This window comes from Arthrobacter sp. Y3225209 (assembly GCF_059090685.1).
Genome location: NZ_JBNHFW010000033.1, coordinates 1 through 19,092, shown reverse-complemented (window position 1 = coordinate 19,092; position 19,092 = coordinate 1). Strand labels below are relative to the sequence as shown.

The 19,092-nt window shown below is 66.7% G+C and carries 24 protein-coding genes; 19 read left to right on the top strand and 5 right to left on the bottom strand.

Annotated features, from left to right (window positions below; all coding sequences use genetic code 11):
* Positions 1-74 precede the first annotated feature (74 nt).
* On the top strand, positions 75-1,052 hold the full coding sequence (locus AC5RVB_RS14950) for a GNAT family N-acetyltransferase (protein WP_494143047.1): 978 nt from the start codon (positions 75-77) through the stop codon (positions 1,050-1,052).
* A gap of 107 nt (positions 1,053-1,159) precedes the next feature.
* On the opposite strand, the gene AC5RVB_RS14945 is transcribed toward AC5RVB_RS14950, so the two are convergent.
* Positions 1,160-2,089: a CPBP family intramembrane glutamate endopeptidase gene (locus AC5RVB_RS14945; RefSeq protein ID WP_494143046.1), complete on the bottom strand. Its 930-nt coding sequence runs from the start codon at positions 2,087-2,089 to the stop codon at positions 1,160-1,162.
* A gap of 304 nt (positions 2,090-2,393) precedes the next feature.
* Here AC5RVB_RS14945 and AC5RVB_RS14940 point away from each other — a divergent pair, with 304 nt between their 5' ends.
* Together AC5RVB_RS14940 and AC5RVB_RS14935 are read left to right on the top strand one after the other, a co-directional pair.
* The gene (locus tag AC5RVB_RS14940) at positions 2,394-3,716 is read left to right on the top strand and encodes a ScyD/ScyE family protein (protein ID WP_494143045.1); all 1,323 of its coding nucleotides are present in this window, start codon (positions 2,394-2,396) and stop codon (positions 3,714-3,716) included.
* 121 nt (positions 3,717-3,837) lie between these two features.
* Positions 3,838-4,095 (top strand): antitoxin, encoded by a 258-nt coding sequence (locus AC5RVB_RS14935; RefSeq protein WP_227902133.1) that lies wholly within the window; start codon positions 3,838-3,840, stop codon positions 4,093-4,095.
* A gap of 104 nt (positions 4,096-4,199) precedes the next feature.
* Here the strand turns inward: AC5RVB_RS14935 and zapE are convergent, their stop codons facing one another.
* Positions 4,200-5,237, bottom strand: coding sequence for a cell division protein ZapE (gene zapE / locus AC5RVB_RS14930; RefSeq protein ID WP_227902272.1), 1,038 nt, complete (start codon positions 5,235-5,237; stop codon positions 4,200-4,202).
* Positions 5,238-5,477: 240 nt separating this feature from the next.
* Between zapE and AC5RVB_RS14925 the strand changes: the two genes are divergently transcribed.
* From AC5RVB_RS14925 to ybaK, 5 genes are all read left to right on the top strand, one after another.
* Positions 5,478-5,975: a hypothetical protein gene (locus AC5RVB_RS14925; RefSeq protein ID WP_227927956.1), complete on the top strand. Its 498-nt coding sequence runs from the start codon at positions 5,478-5,480 to the stop codon at positions 5,973-5,975.
* 150 nt (positions 5,976-6,125) lie between these two features.
* A complete protein-coding gene (locus AC5RVB_RS14920; protein ID WP_494143044.1) occupies positions 6,126-6,515 on the top strand; it encodes a hypothetical protein in 390 nt (129 codons plus the stop codon).
* 101 nt (positions 6,516-6,616) lie between these two features.
* Positions 6,617-7,528: a sulfurtransferase gene (locus tag AC5RVB_RS14915; protein ID WP_227927958.1), complete on the top strand. Its 912-nt coding sequence runs from the start codon at positions 6,617-6,619 to the stop codon at positions 7,526-7,528.
* 30 nt (positions 7,529-7,558) lie between these two features.
* Positions 7,559-8,023, top strand: a complete 465-nt coding sequence (locus tag AC5RVB_RS14910; protein ID WP_494143043.1) for a SufE family protein — start codon at positions 7,559-7,561, stop codon at positions 8,021-8,023.
* A 26-nt stretch (positions 8,024-8,049) separates the two neighbouring features.
* Positions 8,050-8,559 (top strand): Cys-tRNA(Pro) deacylase, encoded by a 510-nt coding sequence (ybaK, locus tag AC5RVB_RS14905; RefSeq protein WP_227927960.1) that lies wholly within the window; start codon positions 8,050-8,052, stop codon positions 8,557-8,559.
* Between the two features lie 42 nt (positions 8,560-8,601).
* On the opposite strand, the gene AC5RVB_RS14900 is transcribed toward ybaK, so the two are convergent.
* Both AC5RVB_RS14900 and AC5RVB_RS14895 read right to left on the bottom strand, forming a co-directional pair.
* Complete coding sequence (locus tag AC5RVB_RS14900; protein WP_494143042.1) at positions 8,602-9,330, bottom strand: class I SAM-dependent methyltransferase; 729 nt, start codon at positions 9,328-9,330, stop codon at positions 8,602-8,604.
* 3 nt (positions 9,331-9,333) lie between these two features.
* Entirely contained in the window at positions 9,334-10,713 is a 1,380-nt protein-coding gene (locus AC5RVB_RS14895) for an MFS transporter (protein WP_494143041.1), read from the bottom strand.
* Positions 10,714-10,790: 77 nt separating this feature from the next.
* On the opposite strand from AC5RVB_RS14895, the gene AC5RVB_RS14890 reads away from it, so the two are divergent.
* Together AC5RVB_RS14890 and AC5RVB_RS14885 are read left to right on the top strand one after the other, a co-directional pair.
* Entirely contained in the window at positions 10,791-11,357 is a 567-nt protein-coding gene (locus AC5RVB_RS14890; protein WP_494143040.1) for an ArsR/SmtB family transcription factor, read from the top strand.
* Positions 11,358-11,395: 38 nt separating this feature from the next.
* The gene (locus AC5RVB_RS14885; RefSeq protein WP_494143039.1) at positions 11,396-11,914 is read left to right on the top strand and encodes a GNAT family N-acetyltransferase; all 519 of its coding nucleotides are present in this window, start codon (positions 11,396-11,398) and stop codon (positions 11,912-11,914) included.
* Position 11,915: 1 nt separating this feature from the next.
* On the opposite strand, the gene AC5RVB_RS14880 is transcribed toward AC5RVB_RS14885, so the two are convergent.
* On the bottom strand, positions 11,916-13,178 hold the full coding sequence (locus AC5RVB_RS14880; RefSeq protein WP_227902143.1) for an alpha/beta hydrolase family protein: 1,263 nt from the start codon (positions 13,176-13,178) through the stop codon (positions 11,916-11,918).
* Positions 13,179-13,275: 97 nt separating this feature from the next.
* Here AC5RVB_RS14880 and AC5RVB_RS14875 point away from each other — a divergent pair, with 97 nt between their 5' ends.
* The 9 genes from AC5RVB_RS14875 to AC5RVB_RS14835 all read left to right on the top strand — a co-directional run.
* Positions 13,276-13,767, top strand: a complete 492-nt coding sequence (locus tag AC5RVB_RS14875) for an adenine nucleotide alpha hydrolase family protein (protein ID WP_227902144.1) — start codon at positions 13,276-13,278, stop codon at positions 13,765-13,767.
* Positions 13,768-13,781: 14 nt separating this feature from the next.
* Positions 13,782-14,228, top strand: coding sequence for a peptide-methionine (R)-S-oxide reductase MsrB (gene msrB, locus AC5RVB_RS14870; protein ID WP_227927965.1), 447 nt, complete (start codon positions 13,782-13,784; stop codon positions 14,226-14,228).
* Between the two features lie 9 nt (positions 14,229-14,237).
* The gene (locus AC5RVB_RS14865; RefSeq protein ID WP_227902146.1) at positions 14,238-14,786 is read left to right on the top strand and encodes a flavin reductase family protein; all 549 of its coding nucleotides are present in this window, start codon (positions 14,238-14,240) and stop codon (positions 14,784-14,786) included.
* A 22-nt stretch (positions 14,787-14,808) separates the two neighbouring features.
* Positions 14,809-15,579: a type I methionyl aminopeptidase gene (gene map, locus AC5RVB_RS14860; protein ID WP_494143038.1), complete on the top strand. Its 771-nt coding sequence runs from the start codon at positions 14,809-14,811 to the stop codon at positions 15,577-15,579.
* A gap of 150 nt (positions 15,580-15,729) precedes the next feature.
* The gene (locus AC5RVB_RS14855) at positions 15,730-16,050 is read left to right on the top strand and encodes a ferritin family protein (protein ID WP_227902148.1); all 321 of its coding nucleotides are present in this window, start codon (positions 15,730-15,732) and stop codon (positions 16,048-16,050) included.
* A 104-nt stretch (positions 16,051-16,154) separates the two neighbouring features.
* Positions 16,155-16,598, top strand: a complete 444-nt coding sequence (locus tag AC5RVB_RS14850) for a hypothetical protein (protein ID WP_494143037.1) — start codon at positions 16,155-16,157, stop codon at positions 16,596-16,598.
* Positions 16,598-17,593, top strand: coding sequence for a hypothetical protein (locus AC5RVB_RS14845; protein ID WP_494143036.1), 996 nt, complete (start codon positions 16,598-16,600; stop codon positions 17,591-17,593). The genes AC5RVB_RS14850 and AC5RVB_RS14845 overlap by 1 nt, the downstream gene beginning before the upstream one ends.
* Entirely contained in the window at positions 17,580-18,902 is a 1,323-nt protein-coding gene (locus tag AC5RVB_RS14840; RefSeq protein WP_290245200.1) for a V-type ATPase 116kDa subunit family protein, read from the top strand. The genes AC5RVB_RS14845 and AC5RVB_RS14840 overlap by 14 nt, the downstream gene beginning before the upstream one ends.
* On the top strand, positions 18,899-19,092 hold a 194-nt coding region (locus tag AC5RVB_RS14835; RefSeq protein ID WP_494143035.1), incomplete at its 3' end, for a hypothetical protein. The genes AC5RVB_RS14840 and AC5RVB_RS14835, both read left to right, overlap by 4 nt.

The following is a 19,092-nucleotide window of genomic DNA, read 5'->3' as shown; positions in this document are numbered from 1 at the left end:
TCCTTTGTTTAACCAGTAGAGGCCCGCCGCGGGGCGTTCGGACGCCGAACCGACCTGCGCCTAGAGTGTGGCCTATGGACATCCGCCCGCTGGACCTCACCGATGACAGCGTCATGGCCGAGGCCTACCGCATTGAATGCGCGGCAAACCAAAAAGTGCGGCGCGACTGGACCCCCTTGGATATAAATGCCCGAATCCTGGGATGGCGCACGCCCAACGGCTGGAGAAACGACCTTCTCGGCGCCTGGCACGGGTCTGAGCTTCGGGGCTTCGGGGCCGGCATGACTTCAATCGAGGCCCCGGATACCACGTGGATCTTTGTCTGGGTCGATCCGGCCCATCAACATGCTGGTGTGGGATCCGCACTGGCACGCGCAGCCGAAGCCGCCAGTCCGGCGTCGACCAGGCGGTTCGTGGCCAGCGCCTACCGGCCCACCCCAGCGGACGCTGAGACGTTTGCCCGGAATTTCGCTTCCCCCTTGGGCTACTCCGCTGCAACCACGGAAACCGTGGTTGAGCTTGACCTTCGTGAGGCGGACCTCACCGGCCCGACGACGGCGGCCGGTTACGCCATCTCGACGCACGTCAATGGCGTCCCGGAGCGGTTCCGCGAACAGGTAGGGCAGATCAAGGGCCTGGTGGATGCCGAGGCACCCAACGGCGAGCTCGGCTGGGGTGAGACTCCGGTGTCGCCTGAGGAATACGCCGCGGAGGTGGACCTCTGGGTGGCCCAGGGGTCCACCGTGTTTGAGTCCGTCGCCGTGGACGCCGCGGAAAACGTGGCTGCATGGACCTGCCTGGTTGCGGCTGCCGACCCCCGACGGCCGGCCCAAGTTGAAGGAACCCTGGTGGTTTCCGGCCACCGGGGCCACGGGCTTGGGGCAGCGGTGAAGCTCGCTTCCCTGCACCACACCGTCGGGCTGGGAACCGTCACCAAAGTCCGGACCAGCAGTGACGACCGGAATGTCTGGATGCGCGCCATCAACGCCCGGCTCGGGTTCACGCCTGTTGAGTCGGAGATCATCCTGCAGAAGGACGCCGTCAAAACCTAGGAACTCCGGGCCGGGAGCTGCGGCGAGGACCGGTCTTCGGCTACGGGGACCTTCAGCCGGGCCTTGCCGTCGATGACTGCCTCCCATGCCGTATAAGAGTGCGCGGCTTAGTCCGAGCGGCTGTGCAGACGCCGTCGTATCGCTATGAAGATCATGCCGGCGAGGACTATGTGCACCAGGACGAGGGCGATTGCATCCGGCTCGACCCATGTGATGGTCCATCCCGAATCGAGCCAACCCGTTCCGCCAAGAACCGTGCGGGTGATTGTCAGCTGCGTCCAGTGGAACGCGATCGCGATCAGCAGCGCCCCGGGCAGGGGGATGCGCCGGGCCGCCACGAGCGCGAGCCCGAACAGCACCAGCTGCGCGACATAGGCGAAGGGATCATTGCCGCCGGGGAACACCTCAATGTTCCCTCCGTCGGCACCGGACACCGTTGTGATTGCCCACCGAACGGGCCCGACAACAACGCCGATGAAGGGGAACAAGGCGGTTGTCACCACCGTCGCTACGACCATTCCCCACCCGTCCCGCAGATTCGTCCAGGCATACCCGCGCAGGGCAAGTTCCTCCGGAAGCGCCTCATACAGGGCAAGGACTACGCCGTTCAGGAGGACGAAACCCAGGAAAACGCCAACATCCAGCTCTTCCACGCGGATCCATCCGGCCATGGCTGCCGGCGCCCAGACCAGAAGTCCGGTGAACGCTGCCACGGCCACGCCCAGAACCAGCGGTCGGGCAGCTGACCGGCTGAGCCCAAGCCCCTCCAGCCGCCGATGGTCAAGCCTCCGGCGCAGCAACCCGATGCCCGGCACCACGAGGGCGGTCATCAGGACGGCCTGCAGCAGGACTTCGGCCAGTCGCCCCCAACCGAATAGACGGCCCAGCGCTTCGGAGATGCCAATGGCCGTGCCGAGACAGATGCCGAGGAACGCCCAGCCCAGAACTCCGGCCCCCAGAGCGCGCCACCGCGGAATCGGCCGGCGTTCCTGCGGCACCGGCGGCGGTGTCGCGGACGGCAGTGTGCTTGTAGACATCGGGGTCCTCGTTCATCACGGCTGGGCATCGGCTGGTCTGTTTCCGGCCCAGTCCACCACGCAGTCCCAACCGATCTGCGTAGCCACGCCTGCTGCACTCGGGCAGCAACAGATACTCGCTTAGCCATCGCTCCGACTACGTGGTTTTTCTGAATGCTGCATGGGCGTATGCGTGAAAACCACGTGGTCTCTGAGCAGGGCCGCCCCTAGTCTGTGACTGCCTCGGCCGGGGGCGTGGCGGGGAAACCACGGGAGGCCTGGAGGCAAGTCTCGCATTGACCACACCAATGCTGAGGAGAACACCGTGAAGAAATCATCACCCGCCCTCGCCATCCTCGCCGCAACCGCCGCCCTCGGGCTGGCCGCGTCACCGGCATCCGCAGGCGGGCGGCACCACCCGCCATCACCACCACCTGTACCCGTGGCCGGGGAGGTAACCACCGTCGCCGAGGGGCTGATCAGCCCCCTGAGCTTCGCCGTCGGACGGCGGGGCACCGTCGATGTGGCCCAATCCTTTGCCGGCATCGTAAGCCGCGTAAGCAACGACGGCGGCATCCAACTGCTTGCTGCGGCGCCGGAGGGTTCGCAGTACGGCACCGCCTCCGTCTCCCGCGCCCGCGGCACCACCTACTTCTCATTCAGCGCCGGGCAGGACACACGGGATCCGGCTACCAACATTGGGCTGCTCAAGTCAGTTGACCGGAACGGCAACGTTGAAACCGTCGCCGACATTGCCGGCTATGAATACGCTGCCAACCCGGACGGCATCAACACCTACGGTTTTGAGGAAGCGCTCCCGGCTGAATGCGCTGCGCAACTGCCGGAAGGCATCGCTCCGGCTCCGTACACCGGACTGCCCGATTCCAACCCGGCGGCCTCCCTGCCGGGCCGGAACGGGATAGTGGTCGCCGACGCCGGGATGAACGCCCTGGTGCTGGCAGGCTACAACGGGAGTGTTTCCACCGTGGCCGTGTTGCCGGCGATCCCGTTTACTTTCCCGGCCGGCGCCGGGTACCCCGACTGCATTGTCGGACTCACCTACCGGGCCGAAGGTGTCCCGACCGACGTCGAACGCGGACCTGACGGCGCCCTGTATGTGACTTCGCTGCCGGGATTCTTTGACGCCGGAGTCCCCGGATCGGTCTACCGAATCAATCCGGTGACGGGCGTGCCGGAGCTGGTGGCCTCGGGATTCGTCGGGGCCACGGGACTGGCGCTGAACAGGAACGGGGACATCTTCGTAGCGGAACTCTTCGGCAACCGGGTTTCCGTGGTGCCAGCCGGGTCAGATACCCCCGAGCTGTTCCTGGAGGCCAACCAGCCTGCTGCGGTTGAACTGCGCGGGGACGGTTTGTACGTAGCGGTGGATGCCCTGGCCGGTGGAGCACCGGTTGAGCCGGGTGCACGGCAAGCGGGCCCACAGCAGCCGCCGGCCCCGGAACCTCCGGCGGCACCGGAACCTCCGGCGGCACCGGAACCAGCACCGGAAACCAGCACCATCATCCGGATCGATCTGGACAACGACTGCCGCGGCCACCATCACCGCGGCGGACATGGCGGCGGACACGGCGGCGGATATGGCGGGCACGCCGATTACGGTGTCCTCGACGACGGGGCAGAGGACTGAGTATCCCAACGAAAGCCGGGATATGCCATAAGAGAAAAGTCCTTTCCTCCGCCCCCTTGCCGGATCTAGGATGGACGCGAACGGGAAACGAGCGGGTTTCCCCTGTGAAAGGAGGTGATCCGTGTCTGTATTTGACGAGCTCAAGGGCAGGGCCGGAGAGCTGAAGGACAAGGCCGCCGGATTTGTGGGCGAGAACGCCGACAAGATCAAGGGCGGAATCGATCAGGCCGGCAACTTCGTGGACCAGAAGACGGGCCACAAGTACTCCAGCAAGATTGATGGCCTCCAGAACAAGGTTTCCGAAGCGGTGGATAAGACCAACCGCGGCAAGGAACCCGGAACCGGTGACGGTCCCGGGCAGACCCCTCCGGCCCAGTAAGCCTGCCGGGCACGACAGGAAGCGCCGGTCCCGCCGAGAGGCGGCACCGGCGCTTTCGTCGTTTAAGCGCTCGTCTTTATGTGCCGGGCTGGTAGTTCAGGAAACTAGGATTCCTCGCCGGTCTGGCCTTCACGGGCCAGGGCAGTCAGGCGCGAGACGGCGCGGAAATACTTCTTCATGTAACCGCCGCCCATCATTTCCTTGGTGAACAGCTGGTCGAACGGCACGCCGCTGGCCAGGATCGGCACGTCCTTGTCATAGAGCCGGTCAGCCAGGACTACGAACCGCAGCGCGACCGACTGCTCGGTAATCGTCTGCACGTTGTGCCAGACCACGGCATCCACACCGTCAATGAGCTGCCGGTAACGGCTGGGGTGGACGCTGGACAGATGGGCAATCAGCTCGGAGAAGTCATCGGCAGCAACCGTCTTGCCGCTGAACTCTGCTTCCATCCGGGATTCCAGCTCGTCGTCCTCCAGCGGTGCCGGGGATTCGGGCAGCCCGCGGTGACGGTAGTCCTCGCCGTCAATCCGCACGACGTCGAACTGATCCGCCAGAACCTGGATTTCGCGCTGGAAGTCGACGGCGGCAAAGCGGCCCTCGCCCAGGGATCCCGGCAGGGTGTTGGACGTGGCAGCGAGCTTGACGCCGGCGTCGGCCAGTTCGCGCATCAACCGGGACATCAGCACGGTGTCCCCGGGATCGTCGAGCTCGAATTCATCAATGCAAACCAGTTTGTAGGTGCTCAGGGCGTCCACCGTCTTGCGGAAGGACATGGCTCCAACCAGGTTGGTGTACTCCACGAACGTGCCGAAAGCCTTGGGGCCCTCCACGGCATGCCAGAGCGAGGCAAGCAGGTGGGTTTTACCGACGCCGAAGCCGCCGTCCAGATAGAACCCCGCCTTGCCCTGGGGTTTTTTCCCGCCGAAAAGCTTCCGCAGTCCGCTCGGTTCCGGCGTATCCACGCCGGCTGCGAATCCGCGCATCGCTTCCACAGCCTGCGCCTGGGAGGGCTGCTGCGGGTCTGGACGGTAGGAATCAAAGGACACGCTGCCGAAGCGGGGCGAGGGAAAGAATCCCTGCAGCAGTTCGTCCACGGATACCTGGGGAGTCCGTTCTGTCAGGTGCTCCAGTTGTGCCACTGCGCGCTGTCCGTCCGTTCCATGCCTGCGGCCGGCAGGGACCTGCCGGGCTCTGATGCTGTTTCTTTACTGCCTGTTGCTTTGCTGCTTGCTGCGGCATTTTGCCGCCCTGCAAACGATACGCCAACCCGCCCGCCAACCGGCACTGCACGGTTCCCGCCGCGAAACACGCCGCTAAACACGCCGCTAAACACATCGCGGCTCTGGACGGACGTACCGGCACCGCGAATACTCGGGGACATGGCACGGCATGTAGCAAGGGCGCGGCGCACCCGCACGGAACGGACCCTGCTCGGGCTGGAATTCGGCACTGCCGCCTCAGCCCTTGGCGGCGGGATCCTGCTGGCCCTTCGTCCCGACGGTGCTTTCCTGCACGCGGATCCGCACGTGCTGCAGCGCACCCCGTTCACGAACTGGCGGGTGCCCGGTCTTCTCCTGGCCGCGGGCTGCGGCGGCGGATTCCTGGCAGCCGGCGTGCTGACCCTGGGCAGGCACCGTGCCGCACGCCCGGTTGCCGTTGCGGCCGGCACGGCATTGATCGGTCTCGAGGCGTGGGAAGTCGCTTTTGTCGAGTTCCAGCCGCTGGAGGCGATGTTCGCCGGCGTCGGTGCCGCCGTCGTGGTGCTGGCCCTGCGCCTCCCCCGCTTCCCCGAGCCCCAATCTCCGGATCCCTGCTTCCCCGACCCCCGCTCCCCCGACTCCGGCTTCCCCGACCCTGAATCCCCGGCGACACGATAAATCTCGCTGCCCCGAGACGGTCATGCGCTGCGTTCTCTGTGATTGTGTCCTGTGGAAGCATGTATCTCCCCGCGCGGACCTTATGGACGGAGTTGACCCATGGCAGGTACGGACAGACCACGTCTGGGCGCTCCGCCCATCCGGCGAGCCATGATTACCGCAGGACTGCTCTGCCTGGCCGCCGTTGCGGCCCCCGCGCTGGCCGGATGTGACCCGAGGTCGGGCCTGACACCCCGGCAGGTAATCGAGGGCTTCGAAGCCAATCCGGACCTGCCCGCCACAAATCCCCGGGATGTCACCTCCGAACGGTGCGGTGACGGCGGTGACGACGTTGGCTGCGAGGAAGCCGTCCAAGCGGACGAACTCACGGTGTACGGCTTCGCTGAGAAGGAGGACGCGGCAGCTTTTGCCCGCTCGCTGGGGCGCAACGGGTACCAGTCCGACTGGATTGTGCTCGAATACGACAACGCTGCCGCAGACACCGATGAGGCCAAGGCCTCGTATGCAACCCAAGTGGACGGAACGTGGGCTTCGGACTGAGCCCGCCACCGCGGATTACCCCGCAGGAAGTTTTCACCTCCCGGCGTCGTTAGGCTTAGTAGAAGCCCGCAAGCAAAAAGCCGAGGAAAGAAGTTTCGCGTATGTCGATCGCCGCTGACAGCAACCCCAAGTTCGCCGCCTATGCCCACCCGGAACGTCTGGTCTCCACTCAATGGCTGGCCGATCAGCTCGAAACCGGGAACCCGGAGAACAATCTGGTGGTCCTGGAATCCAACGAGGACATCCTGCTGTACGAAACGGGCCACATCCCCGGCGCCCGCAAGATTGACTGGCACACGGACCTGAACGATGCCGATACCCGCGATTTCGTGGACGGCGAAGCCTTCGCGCAGCTGATGTCCCGCAAGGGCATTACCCGCGACTCCACCGTGGTGCTGTACGGCGATAAGTCCAACTGGTGGGCTGCCTACGCCCTGTGGGTTTTCACCCTCTTCGGCCACGAGGACGTGCGCCTGCTCGACGGCGGCCGGGACAAGTGGGTTGCCGAGGGCCGCCCCATGACCACGGACAAGGTCACCGTGGAGGCCACCGATTACCCGGTAGTGGAGCGCAACGACGAGAAGATCCGTGCGTTCCTGCCCGACGTCGTCGGCCACCTGGGCAAGGGACCGCTGATCGATGTCCGCTCCCCCGCCGAATACACCGGTGAACGCACCCACATGCCGGACTACATGGACGAGGGCGCCATGAAGGGCGGGCATATCCCCACCGCCAAGTCGGTGCCCTGGGGCAAGGCTGCCGCGGAAGACGGCACCTTCCGCAGCCGCGAGGAACTCGAGGCCCTCTACAAGGACGGCGCCGGACTGCAGGAGGGCGACGACGTCGTTGCCTACTGCCGCATCGGCGAACGTTCCAGCCACACATGGTTTGTGCTCAAGCACCTGCTGGGCTTCGATTCCGTCCGCAACTATGACGGATCCTGGACCGAGTGGGGCAACGCGGTGCGCGTTCCCATTGCGCGCGGCGAAGAGCCCGGCAACGCACCCCGCTGATCCACCACTGCATAACGAAAGAATTCCCTGATGACTGCCACCCCCGAAACCGCCGTCCCGGACTCCCTGGCCGAGATTGTCGACGACTTCCAGGCACTGGAGGAAGCCGAGCGGCTTGAACTGCTGCTGGAATTTTCCCGCGTCCTGCCTGACCTCCCGGCCGAAATAGCGGACCGGCCCGAACTGCTCGAGCAGGTGGTGGAGTGCCAGTCACCGGTGTTCCTCAGCCTGGATGTGGATGACTCCCCCGAGCACCTCGTGACCCTGTTCTTCAAGGCACCCAAAGAGGCCCCCACCACCCGCGGTTTCGCCGGCGTGCTCTACGAGGGGCTGAACGGCCTGCCGGCGGAGCAGATCCTCGCCGTCCCCGCCGATGTTCCTGACCGGTTGGGCCTCACCCGTGCCATCACCCCGCTGCGCATGCGCGGGATGTCCGCCATGCTGGGACGTATCAAACGCCGCCTGGCCGAGCACGAGAAGCTTCGCCAGGCGTAGACGCACCAAGGCGGAAGGCTCCAGCGATGGCAGGGAACCGGGACAAGCATGCGGGCAGGGGCGCGACGCCGGCCACGCGGCTGCTGGATCAGCACAAGGTCCGCTATACCGTGCGGCATTACGAGCACGACGCCGGCGCTCCCTCCTACGGGTTGGAGGCGGCAGAAAAGCTGGAGCTTCCGCCGGAAGCGGTCTATAAAACGCTGATGGTGGATCTTGGCGGGCATCTGGCCGTAGCCATGGTGCCGGTGGCACTGAACCTGGATCTGAAGAAGTTTGCCGCCCTGATGGGTGCCCGGAAGGCCGTGATGGCGGACCGGCACGAGGCGGAAAAACGCACCGGCTACGTGGTGGGCGGGATTTCGCCGCTCGGCCAGAAACATTCCTCACCGGCCGGCATTGACAACCGGGTGGAACTGCTGGACACCGTCTACGTGTCCGGTGGGCGGCGGGGCCTGCAGATCGGCTTGTCGCCCTTTGACCTGATCCGGCTGACGCACGCTGTCACGGCACCGATAGCAGCTGTGCCGGCCTAGAGCCCGGCTTCACGAACGTCCGGTACCACCCGTCAGGCACGTTCAGGGCTTCCTCAGATGGTGCAGCGCGTAGCCGTAGCTGAGCCGGACGCGTTCCGGGCCGGCGGCCAGCCAGGCCTCCGCGGCACCGTCGGGGAATTCCATCCGCACGACGTCGGCCAGGTCCTGTGCGCTGTCGAAGGTCCAGCTGCTCATCACGTGTTCGGTTGATGCACCGCGGGCCTTCCACCAGTCCGCGATATACCCGCCATCGCCCTGGCCTGCCGACGCGTTGGCAGCCTCGAGCAGCTCCGCGAACTCGCCGTCGTGCTGGTCATTATCGATCACCATCAGGGATCCGCCGGGGCGCAGAACCCGCTGGACCTCGGCCAGTCCGGCGGAGCAGTCGTTCTGCGGCGACGGAAAGAAGTACGCGAATCTGGCGTGCACCAGGTCCACCGAATGATCCGGCAGCGGAATGTGCTCCGCGGAACCGTGCAGCACGGAGGCGCCGCCGGGGCGGGCCCGTGCTGCGGCCAGCAGTTCGGGATCCGGTTCAACGCCGATCACCGAGGCCGCCAGCTCCGCATAGCGCGGCAGCGAGAACCCGGTGCCGCAGCCCAGGTCCAGAATGACGCGGCCGGCCCACGGAGCCAGCCGGGCAAGGGCAGCCCACACCAGCCCTTCACGGTCCAGGGCACGGTTCTCGATCTCATACAGGTCCGGGTGCAGCCCCTGGTTCCAGGCGCGGAAGAAGTCTGCCGGCATTCCGGCCTGGTCATGGTTCAGCATCGGTCACTCGTCAGCATTGGTTCCCCCATTGGTACGGCTTTGCTTCACCGAAGATACCGGTTCATCGGGGGAAACCGGTTCCTTGGCCGCTGCCGGCCCGGCGGGCTCACCGTCCGGGAGGTGCCGCATCCCGCGCAGCGGTGACAGGAGCACCGGAAGGAAGGCCAGGCAGGCCAGGGCGCCGGCAATCCAGAGCGCAGCCCGTGCTCCGTAGGCCTGCCCCAGCACTCCGCCGAGGACCGCGCCGACAGGCTGGGTGCCCCAGATCAGGAACCGCATGGTGGCATTCATCCGCCCGAGCAGCCTGTCGGGGGTCACCCGCTGCCGGAAGCTGACCTGCGCGATGTTGTAGATCACGACACCGAAACTGGCGACCCCCAGGCCTGCTGCCCCAAGCCAGACCATCCAGCCGTTCGTAGCCGCGGGCCAGAGCAGGGCGAAAGGCGCCGTTGCCGCCACTGTGATCCAGATGGCCGGACCCTCACCCAACCACGCGGTTATCCGCTTCGCGGCCAGGGCCCCCAGCAGCCCGCCGATTCCCAGCACGGAGAAGACGACCCCCATCTGCCCCGATCCGAGCCCAAGGTCGCGGGGAAGAAAAAAGATCAGCATCGCCATGTAGGCGGAGAACGCCAGGTTAAAGAGGCCGCTGGACCCGGCGATGGCGCGCAGCAGGGGGTTGGCCAGGACAAATCGCAGGCCCTCGGCGATGTCCGCGAAAAGCTTCGACCCGGGTTCCCGCTCAGGTCGGGCCTGCGGTTTCCGGATCCGGAAGACGAAAAGTGCTGACAGGCCCATGGCCAGGGCATCCAGAACCAGGGCGATGGGTGCGGTGAGCCAGGCAATGAGCTGGCCGGCCACGGCGGGGCCGCCCAGCTGGGCTACGGACCGCACGGTTTCCAGGCTGGCATTGCCGTCCACCAGCCGGCTGCGGCCGATGAGGTGCGGAAGGCAGCTCTGGTACGCCACGTCGAAGAACACGCTGAAGATGCCGGTGACCAGCGCCACGGCGTAGAGCTGCCAGATGGACAGCGCTCCCAGCCACCAGGCCAGTGGAATCGTCAGCAGGACCACTGCCCGGATGACGTCGGAGAGAACCAGGACGTGCCGGTACCTGAGCCGGTCCACCCAGACACCGGCCGGCAGGCCGACCAGCAGGAACGCCACGCTGCTCATGGCAGCCAGCAGCCCCACTTCCAGTTCGCCGGCGTTCAGCGAGAGCACGGCCACCAGCGGAAGGGCAAGGCCGGAGACCTCCTGCCCGAATCTGCTCAGTGCCGTGGAATAAAAGAGGTTGCGGAAATCGTGCTCCCGCAGCACCCCGCGGCTTGGCTTTTCCGGGCTACCCCTGTCCGTATTTGCCGCAGCCCCACCCGATGTCATGCCGTGTCCGTCGTCATGCGATTGACTTTGAACAATCGATTGAGATTTGTCAATGGGCCTCTGGTATTCTGCCACTCATGACGCAAGAGAGCCGCCCGGCCCCGCGGCGGGCGCCCACGGAGGAAGAAGCCAAGGCCCTCGCCTCCGCAATCCGGCTCCGGATCCTTCGGCTTTGTTTCAAGGAGCAGCTCACCAACAAGGAGATCGCCACCCGGCTGGGGGCCAACCCCGCCACGGTGCTCTACCACGTCCGCAAACTCGTCTCCACCGGTTTCCTCGAGGCGCAGGAAGCACGGTCCGGCCCCAGCGGAGCCTACGAGGTCCCCTATCTGGCCACCGAAAAATCATGGCGGCTGGAACAGGACGGGCATGACCTGGATGTCCGCCAGGCCGTGATCGGTGCCTTTGTCGATGAAATGGGGCAGGTCCCGGCCTCGGACGAGGTCCTGATCTCCCGCCTGGCGGTGCAGCTGACTAAGGAAGGACACGACCGGTTCCTGGAACGGGTGATGGCCATCCTGGAGGAGATCAAGGCAGAGGAAACGGACGGGGAAACGGACAGCACCAGGTATTCGATCTTCCTGGCCGTGCATCCGGAGAGTCAGCCGGGCCAGCCCGGCCAGCCCCGCCACTCGCAGGCATAGCTCTGGCGCGGACCCGTGCTCCCGTGTTGACTACGTCCATGCCTACCGTTGACATACGCCGCGCCATCGAAAAGGACATGCCAGCTCTCGGACAGGTGCATGTGGCCGCCTGGCAGTGGGCATACCGCGGGCAGATGCCGGACACCGTGCTGGACACGATGGACGCCGGCCGGCGGGCCGACGGCTGGACCCGCATGGTGCGGGAAGGGACTGTTCCGGCACCGCACGTGGCTGTGGCGGGCGCGGACGTGGTCGGGTTTTCACACGCCGGCACCAGCCGCGACGACGACGCCGGTGCGCAGGTCGGTGAGGTCACCGCGCTCTACCTGCGGGAACAGCACGTAGGCACAGGGCTCGGACGCCGCCTGTGGGAGGCTGCTCTGGACCAGCTGGAGCGCAGCGGCCACACCGAGGTGAGCGTCTGGGTGCTGGACACCAACCAACGGGGACGGGCGTTCTACGAACGGATGGGGTTGACCCTGGACGGGGCAGCGAAAACCGAAACGCTCGACGGGTTTCCGCTGACCGAAGTCCGGTACCGGGCGGCCCTTGGCTGAGCTATTCCCCGGTACGGTGCTCCGAGGGGTGCCGTGTGCGTCCCAGAGCGTTACCGAGCCAGTTCAGCACCACACGCTCCCAGCGTTCGGGATCCACGTTGTATTCCTTCGTGTGCCCTGCCTCGGTAAACGGCTCGAAGGTGATGACGTCCGGGTTTTTATCCGCCAGCTCCGCTGACGGACCGTAGGGCACAAAGTCATCATCCTTGCTGTGCAGAATCAGCGTGGGAATACGGATCTCCTCGGCACGGGTCACCCAGTCCATGCTCTTCAGGTCCAGTGGTGCGGCCAGCCCGGTCAGTGCACGCCCGGCCGCGTTGGAAATCAGCCACTGACCCAGCCGGCCCGCCTGCGCGGGAATCCGGTTCACCTTGGCGTGGTGGGAAAGCACGTTCACCCAGTCGATCACCGGACCGTCCAGCACCATGGCACGGATGTAGCGGCGCAGCGGAGAGCGGTCCGCTGTCTGCAGGCTGATGGCTCCGCCCATGGACCAGCCGAACAGCACTACGTCCTTGGCACCGTTCTCGAGCGCAAAACGAATGGCTGCCTCGACGTCCTGCCACTCCGTCAGTCCCAGCCCGTAGCGGCCGTCGGACGCGTAGGGAGCCTCGCCGTCGTTCCGGTAGGAAATGAGGAGGCTGGTCAGTCCGGCCTCGCGCGCCGTGCGCACCGCGCGCAGGCATTCGGTGCGCCGTGCACCGCGGCCGTGAACCATGATGGCCCAGGTTTCCGCGCCGGGGGTACGCACCAGCCAGGCAGGGGCGGTTCCGTTCTCCACCGGAATCTCCACGTCTTCCTGGGGCATGCCGACGGCGGCGGGAGTGGGATAGATGGAGCCGCTCCACCAGCCACGCAGCGCCTTGCCCAGGTCTCCGCTGTACACCTCTTCCACGTCCCGCTGCACCGTGCCTTCACGCGGCACATAGGAGCGGATCGCTCCGATCCGGGCGTGGCCTGCGCCGTCGTCGAAGTACAGGCTGTAGGTCCCGTCCACCGTGGTGTCCGCGTTTGCCGGGAGGATCACCTGGCGCCCGAACTCGCTCTCAGTCACTGCCAGGATTTCCAGGTTTTCATCCCGGGTGCGTACCGGGGTCACCACCTGCCGGGCAAAGTAAATGCCCAGTCCCGATGCCGCAGCCACTACCGCGGTGGACGCCGCCGCGCCTATGCCGGCCCCGAACGCGGTCCAGCGGACCCAGGGAGCGGCGGAACGGACTGCAGTGGAACCGGTGGAAACGTCGGTGGGAACGGAAATAGCCATAAGACCATTCTTACCGACGCAGGCGCGTGCCCCGGGCACCGGCCGTCCGCGCCGCGCCGATCGGCACCGTGACGGCAGACATATTAGGCTGGGACACATGACTTCGACAATTGTGGTGCTGACGGAAGAATCGCTGGGCAGCGGCGACGTGGAGAACCTGCGGGCACTGATGGGTGAGGAGCCCACCCGCTTTGACATCCTGGTGCCGGCAGACACCGGCCGGAACCTGCTGGTGGACGTGCTGGACAACCTGAGCCTGCTGGACTTTTCCGCGGCCTTCAAGGACCTGACGGGCGGACGGCAGACCAAGGCCGAAGGCGTGAAGGAAGCCGTCACCGAGCTCGCCGAATCCCTGGAAGCACTGCAGGCAGCCGGGCTGGAAGCCACCGGCAGCGTGACCGGCGAGGACCCGGTGGCCGCCGTCGTCGAAACCGCCAAGCGCACCGGTGCCAGCCAGGTGGTGGTCATCACCACTCCGCACGCCATCGAGGATACGTTCCGCACCGACTGGGCCAATGAGGCGCAGGACCGGCTCGGTGTGCCGGTGCTGCACCTGTACAGCGGCTCGGGATTTATTGGCGGCTCTTAAGCGTTGAGGCGGATATGACTACCGAAGAGAATGCCGGAACCATCCCTGTCCAGAAGTCCGATGAGCAGTGGCGTGAAGAACTGACACCGCAGGAGTTCGCCGTGCTGCGCCAGGCCGGCACCGAACGCCCGTACACCGGTGAATACTGGGACACCAAGACCGCCGGCGTCTACCAGTGCCGCGCCTGCGGCAGCGAGCTGTTCACCAGCAACGAGAAGTTCGACTCGCATTGCGGCTGGCCGTCCTTCTTTGCGCCGCTGGCCGAGGGAAAGGTGCGTTACCTGCACGACCGCAGCATGGGCATGGACCGCATTGAGGTCCGCTGCGCCAACTGTGATTCGCATATGGGACACCTGTTCGAGGGCGAGGGTTTCGACACCCCTACCGACCAGCGGTTCTGCATCAACTCCATTTCCGTGAAGCTGGTTCCCGGCGAAACCGCCGGCGCCGCTGCGGAATAACGGATCCCCTTGGAGCACGGGGTATTCCCGGGAGACGCCGTCGAAGGACCGGACGTCCCGGACGAGGTGGTTGACCGCTACCGCGAGCTGAGCGCGGACATTGCCTCCGGCGTCGGCGTGGTCTCCACCCGGCTGCGCGGGCGTGACTACGCGGCCACGGTCAGCGGTTTCCTCTCCGTCTCCTATGATCCGCCCACCCTCCTGGTCAGCCTGTACGCCGAGGCACGCATCGCGGAGGCGGTGCTCGACGCCGGCAGCTGGGCGCTGAGCCTGCTGCCGGCGCGGCTGCGCGGCACCGCGAACTGGCTGGCAAGCCCCGGCTCACCCCTGGAGGGACTACTGAACCAGGTGGACTACGGCAGGGGCCCGGAAACAGGTGCCGCCATTATTGACGGCGCCATCGCCTGGTTTGAGGTCCGCACCACCTCGGTAACGACGGCGGCTACGCATGAACTGATCGTCGGAGAGGTAGTGTCGATGGGACGCCGGGCCTCCGCCGACGACGAGTCGGACCCCCTGATCCACTTTGCCTCGGCGTACGGCAGGCTGGCCCGTTGAACAACTGCGGTAGGAAGGCACCATGATCGAGATTCTGACCCCGGACGAAATGGCGCGAGCCAGCGTTACCGGAGCACTGGTGGCCGAGATCCTGCAGACCATGAAACAGCGCAGCACGCTGGGCACGAACCTGCTCGAGATTGACCGCTGGGTGGCGGAAATGATCCGGGACGCCGGAGCGCAGTCCTGCTATGTGGACTACGCACCGTCCTTCGGGCGCGGGCCCTTCGGCCACTACATCTGCACCTCCGTCAACGACGCCGTCCTGCACGGCCTCCCGCACGACTATGCGCTGGCCGACGGCGACCTGGTGAGCCTGGATCTGGCCGTCATCAAAAACGGCATCGCCGCGGATTCGGCCATCAGCTTTGTGGTCGGAACACCGGATCCGGCGAGTACCGCCATGATCCGCGCTACCGAACAGGCGCTCCAAGCCGGCATCGCAGCCGCCGGTCCGGGTGCCAGGATCGGCGACATTTCCCATGCCATCGGCGCCAGCCTGAGCGCTGCCGGCTACCCGGTCAACACCGACTTCGGCGGACACGGTATCGGGTCCACCATGCACCAGGACCCGCACATCCCCAACACCGGCCGCGCCGGTCGCGGATACAAGCTGCGCCCCGGGCTGCTCCTCGCCCTTGAACCGTGGATTATGGCCGACACCGCGGAACTGGCCATGGATCCTGACGGCTGGACCCTGCGCAGCGCCACCGGCAGCCGGACCGCGCACAGCGAGCACACCATTGCCATCACCGACGACGGCGCCGAGATCCTGACTCTGCCCCGCCGCTAGTACCGCTCCCCCCAAAGAGCTCAGCCCTCCCGGCGCCGTTGGGTCCGGGGACCATTGTGCCGCTCCCGGCCCAAACGTAACCTCGAGGAACGGGGAAAACCGTTCCGGCCCTCAGCGGCTGCGGAACCACCGGTCCGTCAGGAGACACGTATGGGCACCGAGCAGTACCACGAGCCACCGTCCGAACTTCCCGCCGAAACCCGAACCTTCGCACGCATGTGCGCCAGCCTCAGCGAGGAAGCCGAAGCCATTGGCTGGTACGTACAGCGGATGGCCGTGGAACCCGACGCCGAGTCGCGCGCCATCATGCACGATTCCCTCGGCGAGGAATTCAAGCACTTCAGCATGGAATTGGAATTCCTGCTGCGCCGCACCCCGCTCTGGCGGGAAATTGCGCGGGGCATTCTGTTCACCGACGGGGACATAGTGCAGCACGGCGAGGATTCCGAGGCCCGGGCCACCGGGGACTGAGTCCTGTACCCGTCCGCTGCTGCATAAATCGGATCCTGCACAAATCGGATCCTGCACACGTCCATTCCTGTACAAGTCACTCCTTTTCAACAGGGAGGTACCGCATGGCACGCAACAGCCTGCTGGACCGCTTCCGGCCCGTCGGGGCACCGGGGCCCGCCGGCCCTGCCGGTGTTCCGGCCCAGGATGACGAGGGTCCGGCCGCTGAACTGATTCCCGTCTTCGAAGCCCTCGACCCGCAGATTGAGGCAGCGCAGGCTACTGCCGGGAACGCGGCCGAACAGGCACGCGAGAGCGTCGCTGCGGCCCGCCGCCAGGCCGCCGCCCTTCTGGAACAGGCACGGATGGACAGTGCCGCGGCCCGTGCCGAGGCCGCTGCCCAGGTCTCGGCCGAGGTGTCCCGGCAGGACGAGGCTCTGCTTTCCGAGGCGAGGCAGGAAGCCGCCGAGTTGCGGCGCAGGGGTGAATCCAGGGTGCCCGAACTCGCTTCCGCCATCGTGGCGGACCTGGTTCAGGACCTGCTGGGACGCGGAACGGGCAGCGGCTGATGCAGGCGGACTGGGTGGCGGCGACGGTCCGGGGACGGTCCATGGCACAGCGCCGGCTCGGCGCCGGTGCCTGCCGCAGCCTGTCCACCCTGCCGAACCTGCCCGCTGCGGTGGAGGCCCTCGCCGGGTCCGTCTACGCCGGGGAGCTGGCTGCCTCCCGGACCCTGCAGGAGGCCCAGCTGGCTACCCGGCGTACCGTGCTGTGGCAGCTGCGTGTGCTGGCGGGCTGGCTGCCGGCCAGCGGCACCCCGCTTGTCCGCGCCGTCGCAGCGCGGTTCGAAGCGGATAACATCGTGGCCCTTGCCGCCGCGCTCTCCGCAGGCACCCCGCCGGACGAGGCACCGGACCGGACGCCCGGACCTTCCGGGCATTCCGGACGTTCCGGCACCAGCGCCTCTACCCCTTTTGACCTTGGCGGCCTCGCCACGGCCTGGCCACGGCTTAGGACCGCCGAATCCCTGGATACCCTCCAGCCCATGCTCGCCGCCTCACCCTGGGGCAGTCCGGGACCGGCCGACAGCCTGAGTGCGACACTGCCGGACACCCTGGCGGCAGTGTGGCTGCGCCGGGTGGCCTCCGCTGCCCCGGAGGCGCGGCCGTGGGCAGTTGCCGCTGCCGTCCTGTTGGTGGCCCGGCTGCTGCTGGTGGATGGTGGCCGTCCAACCGAGCGCCAGGTATCCCTGCTGCGTCCGCTGATCGGCACCGGGTGGGCGGAAGCGTCCTCCCTGTCGGAACTTCTCCTGGCCCTCAGCCCGGGGGCCGGGCAGGCATTGGCGGGAGTTCAGGATCCCCGGGAATTATGGCGGGCCGAAGCTGCCCTGGCAGGCCGCGTGGAAACGGACGGCTTCTCCCTGCTGCGCGCCGGTCTCCCCGGACCCGGAGTGGTGCTGGGCGCGGCGGCAGTGCTTGCCGCTGATGCCTGGCGGGTGCGTGCCGCCTTGGCTGCGGCGGGCTCCGGCGGTGGCGGAAGCGAGGTGCTCGATGCCGTGGCGTGAGAGCCTGAGCCCGGTCCGGATGGAGCGCATCGCCCTGGTCTGCCCGCTGGATGCCCGCGAACCCATGCTCACTGAAGTTGCGGCCAGTGCCGCCGTCGAACTGGATCTGCCCTACGAGCCCGGCGACGGACCCGAGGAGGTTCAGCGTGCGGCCGAAGCCGCCGTCGTCCACGGCCCGGTAGCCGCCCTCGCCGGCTGGGCACCCACCGCCGACCTTCCCGCCCTGCGGAAGGCCCTGGAACCGCACGGCGCCTCAGCGGTCCCGCTGCGCCGGCCCCGCGGTGTCCAGCCGCCCACCCGGCTCACCGGTGAAGACCGGTCACGGCAGGTGCCCCGGCTTTCCCGCCTGCTGGTGGATACCTACACCACCGTCCCGTACTCCAACCTCGATCCGGCGCGGATAGCCGGCGTCGCGTACGTGGTGATGTTCGGGATGATGTTCGGCGACGCCGGCCAGGGGGCGCTGCTGCTGATCGCCGGGCTGCTGATCCGTTTCCTGAAGGTCCCCTGGCTGGACCGCTACCGGCGGACGTGGCTGTTCATCGCCGGAGCCGGGTTCGCTGCGGTGGTCTTCGGTTTCCTGTACGGGGAGTTCTTCGGCCCTACCGGCGTGCTCCCGGTGCTCTGGCTGGAGCCGCTGGAGGAACCCATCACATTGATCATCGCGGCGCTGGCCTTCGGCGCGGTGCTGCTGGCGGGTTCCTACGTGCTGGGCACCATCAACCGGGTGCGGGAGGGCGGCTGGGGATACGCGCTCTACGCCCGCTCCGGGCTGGCCGGGTCCCTGCTCTTTGTTGCCGTTGGACTGGCCGCCTGGGGGCTGCTGACCGGGAACACGATTGTGCTGGTATTTGCCGGTGCAGCCGCACTGGTGGCGCTGGTGTTCATTTTCATCGGCCTGTTCGTCGAAGCCGGTGGCGGGCCCACCGGCGGACTGCAGGCCTCGGTGGAGCTGATGGACACGGTGGTGCAGCTGGGTTCCAACCTGGTGTCCTTCACCCGTCTGGCCGCCTTCGGACTCACCCACGCCGCACTCATGATGGTGGTCTGGCAGGCTACAACGGCCATCTGGGAGCCGAACTGGCGGATCATCCCGGCCATCCTGATGTTTCTGGTGGGCAACATTCTCACCTTCGCCCTGGAGGGTCTGGTGGCCGGCATCCAGGCGCTGCGGCTGGAGTACTACGAACTCTTTTCCCGCATTTTCCTCGAGGAGGGGCGCCGGTTCCGGCCGTGGACCCCCGCCACGGGACCGGCTGCCAACGCCGCTGTTACCCCTACCGCCCCTGCTGAAAGGCACCTGCCGTGAATCCCTGGTTTGCCAGCATTCCGCTGGTCCTGATCCTGACCGTCCTACTGACCGCGGGTGCCGTGATGCTGATGCGCCGGCGGCGCCGCACCGGCGTCCGGGCACTGCTGGGCCTCAACGCCGTCCTGATGGGGGGCGCGCTGGCCCTTCTGGTCGCCGCCTTCAACGCAGTTCCCGCCACGGCGGGCGA